At 69.9% G+C, this 2774-nt stretch carries 3 protein-coding genes; 1 reads left to right on the top strand and 2 read right to left on the bottom strand.

The window, feature by feature from the left end:
- Positions 1 to 577: 577 nt before the first annotated feature.
- Positions 578 to 733 (bottom strand): hypothetical protein, encoded by a 156-nt coding sequence (locus tag ACXJJV_RS02930; RefSeq protein ID WP_456466685.1) that lies wholly within the window; start codon positions 731 to 733, stop codon positions 578 to 580.
- A gap of 582 nt (positions 734 to 1315) precedes the next feature.
- On the opposite strand from ACXJJV_RS02930, the gene ACXJJV_RS02925 reads away from it, so the two are divergent.
- The gene (locus ACXJJV_RS02925; protein WP_456466684.1) at positions 1316 to 1516 is read left to right on the top strand and encodes a hypothetical protein; all 201 of its coding nucleotides are present in this window, start codon (positions 1316 to 1318) and stop codon (positions 1514 to 1516) included.
- Between the two features lie 740 nt (positions 1517 to 2256).
- On the opposite strand, the gene ACXJJV_RS02920 is transcribed toward ACXJJV_RS02925, so the two are convergent.
- A partial coding sequence (locus ACXJJV_RS02920; protein WP_456466683.1) for a hypothetical protein occupies positions 2257 to 2774 on the bottom strand: 518 nt, incomplete at its 5' end.

The following is a 2774-nucleotide window of genomic DNA, read 5'->3' as shown; positions in this document are numbered from 1 at the left end:
TCCTCGGTCGAGGCTCCCGCGGAGTGAGGAGGCCGAGGAACGCCGGATCGGTGAGGAGGGTCGGTGTTACCGACCGCGGTCCCGGCCGATGCGGAGTGGTCCCGCGGGGAGGACCGCCCGATGACCGACGGGTTACGGTGCCGGAGGCCCCGGAAAGCGGGTGAGGACGCCGAGGGGTGCTGACGGGTAGAATGATGAGTGGCGGCGGAACCCCGATTTAGCCGTCCAGAATAGCATCCGTTGCGGACAATCCTTTCGGGTTTCCCAGCCTTCGGTACCCCGATCACATTTCAACCGATCGGTTTCCCTTCTCGGCCCCGCCTTGCCGGGCTCCAGGGGATCACTCGGGCATCGCAGATTATCGGGACGACCCGGCGTCCCGTGTGACGGGGCCGACCGGTTGATCACGACGGCGCTGCCGCCGGCTTAGGTCACGGGACACCGACCCACGGTCGCCCTCCAGCGCCCACTGCTGCACCCCGCCCGTATACGACCACGGCCGGGTGAGGAATCTGACGGCGAGGGGCGTGGTCTCGGGACCGGTTGAGTCGCAACGCTGGCCGGCTCCCGTCGGGGGTCAGCGTCGCCCCGGAGTCGCCAACGCCGACGACACGGTGAACTGGCGCTGGAACCTCTCGGGCGTGAGCGTCCGGACGGCGGGGTTCCTGGCACCGATCGCGGTGAGCGCGATCCTGGAGTGGCGGTTCGTGATCGTGGTCGACCGGGGTCGCAACGCCGTGACCACGGTTCCCCGGGGCCTGCGCCTGGTGCGCGGAGCGCTGGTTCATCGTGGCCGTCCCGAACGGTCAGGACACCCTCGTGACCGCGTCCGTCCAGGCGATCCCGGGCGTCACGCCGACGCTGGTGAGGGCCCGGGTAAGCGGTCGGATCCTCGCCATGGTAGCCTACCGTGGGCGTTCCGATGCCGGTCATCGGCGCCGGGAGCGACGTCGCTCTCGCGGCACTCCCGATCGGGTCAAAGCTCCGGGTAAGCTCGGCACGGTGAAGGTGGTAACACCCGGTGGGATCGTGGTCTGAGACCCTGTACCGTATCGACACGGACTGGGCCCGGTTCTACGGGGCGGTCGTGGGCAACCGGCCGGTGTTGGTCCCGGCCGAAGGTGCACCCTGTTACGGGCGACCTCCGGGTTCCAACGGTCCGGGTGGACGCCCGATCGAATCCGGACGGTACGATACCGGTCACGGTCCTCAACCCGATTTATGGCGCGCTGAGCGCGCCCCGGTACCTGATCGCGGACCGGTTGTACGAGCCAACCCTCCTGCCGGTGGGGACCCTGATCCGGCGGCTTGCCGGGTGGGGATCAGCGTCGGCGGCGTGACGCTGGGCTCGTTCACCCCGGCCCGGGTCACCGGGACGGTGTCGACCTCGCCGGCCGCCCCGACGGCGGTGGCGAGCGCTACCCTAACGCTGCCCGACGGCACCGTCCTCCGGCTGTCGGAACTCCCGCTCACGGCGCTGATCACCGGGGACGGCGGGCCGGTGGTAATCCCATAGCGCCAGCTACAACCAGGGAACCATCCTTCGGATCCTGCGCGTCGGCGCCTATGAGGTGAGCGGTGGCCGGGTCAAGCGGCTCAAGGTGGTGCTGGCGCTGCCGACCTCGGAACCCACCGCCTAACCGTCGGTCCGTGGGCGCCCGAGAGCGTCGTGGTGCTGCTCCACGGTGGTGGGGGGCAATCCGGGCCCGGTTCACGTACCCGTGCCCGGAGTCGCCTCTCCCACTCTCGGCGCTGGACGCGGTGCCGGTGATCGCCGAGGTGAGTGGGCACGGCCGGTGCCTGCCTACGAACGTGCGGTCGGTGACGGTGCGCGTGGGCGACGCGGTGCTAGTCTGCTGTGCCTGGAGGTCGGACGGGGTACGCGTACCTGCTCTGGCGCGATGGGTACCTGCGCATCGACCTGACCCTCGGCTCTACCGGAATTGGGTCGTCACGCCCGCAGAACCTTCACGGACCGCTGAGTCCAGGGGACAGACCCATGGAACGACCGTCTCCCTGACCGTCCAATCTAGGGGCAGGCGACCGAGACCGGCGCGACCAAGACCGAGGCCAAGGAGCGTCACGGCGCTCGATCCCACCCGGTCATTCAGTCCCAACGGTGTCAACGTCCCGGGGACCTGAGAAGGCTCGTCGGCACCCTAAAGCGGCGGCCGATCCTGGTGCCCTCGGTACCCCGCCCAGGCGCCGTGGGAAGCGCTGAACGCCGGTCCCTGACCTTCGCCAGTCCCCCTCCCTCTACCTTCTTACCTTAATGGGACGGCGCGCCCTCAAGGCCAGCCACAGCGCGCCCAGGATGAACCCCACCGCGCCGGCCCAGTACAGCCGAGCGGGCGGGGAGAACCTCAGCTCCACCGTGGGAGCGTCCGCCCGGATCACCATCGTCCCACCGGGACCGACGAAGATGTCGCCGCCCCGGGCCACCCACGCGGGGAAGTGCTTGACCTTAACCAGCACCCACCGGTGACCGCCCGCGCGTACCGTAACCCGATCCCCCCGCATCCACGCCTTGACCGGATGAGGCAGGGAACCGAACCGCTCCAGCACCTCGGAGAACAGCGCCCGCTCCCGAGGCCCCGGCAGCGGCGGGATCCATGGGCCCGTGTTGAGCAGCGGTGGGTGCAGTCGAGCCGCGACCTCGGGCAGGTCGACCCCGCACACCCGGATCGTTCCCTTCCCCACGCGCACGTCCCGGAACCACCCACCGTCCACCCGGTGCTGGCGCGGCAGCGGCTGCGGGTTCAGCGGCTGGTACT

Source organism: Methanopyrus sp. (genome assembly GCF_053997775.1).
This window is presented reverse-complemented; position numbering and strand designations above follow the sequence as displayed.